Origin of the sequence: Microcystis sp. M_QC_C_20170808_M3Col, assembly GCF_007095505.1 — a bacterium.
Classification (GTDB): domain Bacteria; phylum Cyanobacteriota; class Cyanobacteriia; order Cyanobacteriales; family Microcystaceae; genus Microcystis.
The window spans coordinates 1-3,371 of record NZ_SFBY01000316.1 but is presented as its reverse complement, the minus strand read 5'-3'; the positions used below and the strand labels follow the sequence as shown (position 1 = coordinate 3,371).

2 protein-coding genes and 1 pseudogene are annotated in these 3,371 nt (G+C 46.7%); 1 reads left to right on the top strand and 2 read right to left on the bottom strand.

All coding sequences use genetic code 11. From position 1 onward, the window contains the following. Positions 1-114: 114 nt before the first annotated feature. A pseudogene (locus EWV84_RS14480) lies at positions 115-429 on the top strand (hypothetical protein); the annotation flags it as partial. Between the two features lie 62 nt (positions 430-491). On the opposite strand, the gene EWV84_RS14475 reads toward EWV84_RS14480, so the two are convergent. Beyond that, positions 492-1,556: a glycosyltransferase family 4 protein gene (locus tag EWV84_RS14475; RefSeq protein WP_002732067.1), complete on the bottom strand. Its 1,065-nt coding sequence runs from the start codon at positions 1,554-1,556 to the stop codon at positions 492-494. A gap of 78 nt (positions 1,557-1,634) precedes the next feature. Then, positions 1,635-2,918 carry a serine hydroxymethyltransferase gene (gene glyA, locus EWV84_RS14470; protein WP_287078545.1) on the bottom strand — a complete coding sequence of 428 codons (1,284 nt, stop codon included), beginning with the start codon at positions 2,916-2,918 and terminating at the stop codon, positions 1,635-1,637. Positions 2,919-3,371 lie beyond the last annotated feature (453 nt).

The window sequence follows — 3,371 nt, the reverse complement described above, 5'->3', positions numbered from 1 at the left end:
TGACTTCTTTGCTGATGGATAAAAATGGGTCAGTAACGTTCGCTCAATCCTTTACGGGGTCAGCTTTTCAGCCATATTTTCGTTACCTGACCTCAAAAAATAAGCGAACGGTGAGTTATTAATGGTGGGGGAGTTTTAGAAAGGGAATATGCAATTGGTAGTGATAGAATGGATTTATGTCTGAGTTACAAAGATGTAATTTTAGGGATTGAATTAAAAGTATGGCGGGATAAAAAACGCGATCCGCAACCTGATGGAATTGAACAATTAGAGCCTTATTTAGGGCGTTTGGGGTTAGATTTTGGTTGGTTATTTATCTTTGATAGGCGGAAAAATGCTTTACCAATGGAAGAAAGGTTATCAACTGAGGTTGTGGTGACGGAAAATCAATATAGAATTACTGTGATATTGCTTGCCCTCTCAAAGTGACAAACTGGATGCCGAAGAGATATCCGCAGAAAAAAGCTGATATCTGACGACTTTAAGATAGTTTACGGTTCACTGCCACGATTGCGCCAGACTTGCCAACCGACGTAACCGAGGAGGAGAGTCGCACCAAAGGCAAAACCCCAACCACTGGGAACATTGGAGAAACCGAGGGCTAAACTGCCCACCCAGAGGGTTAGGGCATAGATAAATAACACTGTCAGACGGTGAGAGATACCAGCTTTCAGTAAACGGTGGTGTAAATGACGTTTATCAGCCACAAAAGGGGATTTTCCGCGTTTGAGACGGGAAATAATCACCGTGGACATATCGAGGAGAGGAACCGCGAGGATGAGATAGGGTAATAGGACGGCGGTAACGGCAACGGTAGTCACAGCAGTGGTTTTAGCCAATCCAATCACCGCCACACCCGCGAGGGTAAAACCCATAAAATAGGCTCCACCATCCCCCATAAAAATTTGAGCGGGGTTAAAATTGTAACGCAGAAAACCCAAAGCCCCACCCGCTAAAGCGGCGGCGATAATAGCGGCGGCCGGTTGTCCCATCACCAAAGTTACAATTAAAATAACCACGGCAGATATACCCGAAACCCCCGCCGCTAATCCATCTAAACCGTCAATCCAGTTAATCGCGTTAGCCATCCCCACTAACCAGAGGAGAGTAATCGGTAAACTTAGCCAATGAATTTGTAATAAATCGCCGAAGGGAATAGAGAGGAAATCGATCCTTACCCCGGCTTGCCAAGCTAGAAAAGCGACGCTAAACTGCATTACCAAACGATTGAGCGGCGAAAGATTAAAAAGATCATCCGCTAGACCGATGAGGAAAAAGCCCAAACCGCCTAGGGTTACGCCCCAAACTTCCCATTCTCGATCGCTGTTTAAACCGGCAAACCCTCCCAACCACCAAACGATCAGGAGGGCAGTTAACGCGCCGACAAAAATCGAAACTCCCCCCAGTCGAACCATGGGCTTTTCATGGACCTTCCTTTCGTTGGGTTTATCGACGTAACCGCTTTTCAGTCCGACGGTTCTGACGAGGGGGGTACTCCAAAGTACCACGGTATGGGCGATCAGAAAAGCAATTAGATAGTATAAATCTCCAGACATGGGAATTGGGGGGCGATTTAATTCACAATTGGCAACTGACAGGCAATCGCCAATTATGAGTTTTTATTATCTCTCGTTTTAGGCCAAGGCGGGGACGGAAATATGGAGATGGGGATAGAGGGGGAAGCTTTCACAGAGTTTCGCTACCCGTTGACGGCAAGTAGTTCTCAGGGCTTCATCACCTGGATTAAGGAGAATATCGGCGATAATGTTGCCAATCTCGATAAATTCCGTTTCTCCTAGTCCTCTGGTGGTCATAGCCGGGGAACCCAAGCGCAGACCACTGGTGACAAAGGGAGACTCGGGATCGAAGGGAACAGTGTTTTTATTAGCGGTAATATTGATAGTACTCACCAAGCGATCGGCTTCTTTCCCGGTCATGCCCACGGATCTTAAATCGAGTAACATCAAGTGATTATCCGTACCATCGGTGACAATTTTAATCCCTCTAGCTTTCAACTGACCTGCCAAAGCTTGGGCATTACCGATTACTTGTCCTGAATAGATTTTAAACTCCGGTTTCAGGGCCTCCCCAAAAGCCACCGCTTTCGCCGCGATCACGTGTTCTAGGGGACCGCCTTGGGTACCGGGGAAGACGGATTTATCGAATTTTTTGCCTAATTCCTCGTCTTTGGTCATAATTAACCCCCCCCTAGGACCGCGCAGGGTTTTGTGAGTGGTGGTAGTTACCACATCACAGTGGGGTAGGGGGTTAGGATGATGACCAGTGGCCACTAAACCGGCAATATGGGCGATATCTGCCATCAGGTAGGCCCCCACTGCGTCAGCGATGGCGCGGAATTTCTCGAAATCAATCTGGCGCGAGTAGGCAGAATAACCGCAGATAATTAGTTTGGGTTTTTCCTTGCGGGCGATGTCAAGGATGAGATCGTAGTCAAGGCGTTCGCTTTCGGGACTTACTCCGTACTGTACTACTCGGAACCATTTCCCGGAAACGTTAACAGGGGAACCGTGGGTAAGATGACCACCGTGGGAGAGATCCATACCCATAATCGTATCGCCGGGCTGCAAGAGGGTCAGGAAAACGGCGAAATTAGCTTGGGCCCCGGAGTGGGGTTGTACGTTAGCGTGGTTTGCCCCAAATAGTCGTTTAACCCGATCGATCGCTAATTGTTCCGCTTCGTCAACGTATTCGCAACCACCGTAGTAGCGTTTTTTGGGCAGTCCTTCGGCGTATTTGTTGGTTAAAACCGAACCCTGGGCGGCCATGACGGCAGCCGAGGTAAAGTTTTCACTAGCGATTAATTCTAGGTGATCTCTTTGACGTTGCAGTTCTTTTTGCAGAATCCCCGCGATCGCTGGATCGGTCAAGGATAGTATATCTAAGTTCGTATCAGTCACGGTTACTCGATCCTTTCTTTAACAATTTACCTGTAATCATTGGGTCACTTTCTCCATTTTGGCACAATCTCTAATCTTCCGACACACCAGTGAGCTTAATTGCTTCTCTTCGGGATCGATGAGCAATTGTCAACTGTTAGGGGTAAAATCTTCATTTTTAGTCAATAGGTGATAGTAATATTAACGTCAGTTCGGGTTAAGCAGATTGGGTGCATCTCACATTTGCAGAAATACCGATAATCAGCAATTATCAGTGACTTTTAAATAATTACAAATGTATCAGCAGCTGCCTGTAAGCATCCCACCGAAAAGCTAATGCGCGGGGGGGTTTGGGTAGGGCTGTTTCATTCTCCCATCAGAATATCAAAAGTAAAAGCGATCACTGTCTTTGTAAAATGAGAAGTGACCGCCAACCTTTTAAATATATGTTGAGCTTAATAGAAAAACTGAAAC

Bases quoted from the DNA above. Each gene is read 5' to 3' on its own strand.
- EWV84_RS14475 (WP_002732067.1), bottom strand. From the start codon at position 1,556: ATGTCTGGAGATTTATACTATCTAATTGCTTTTCTGATCGCCCATACC.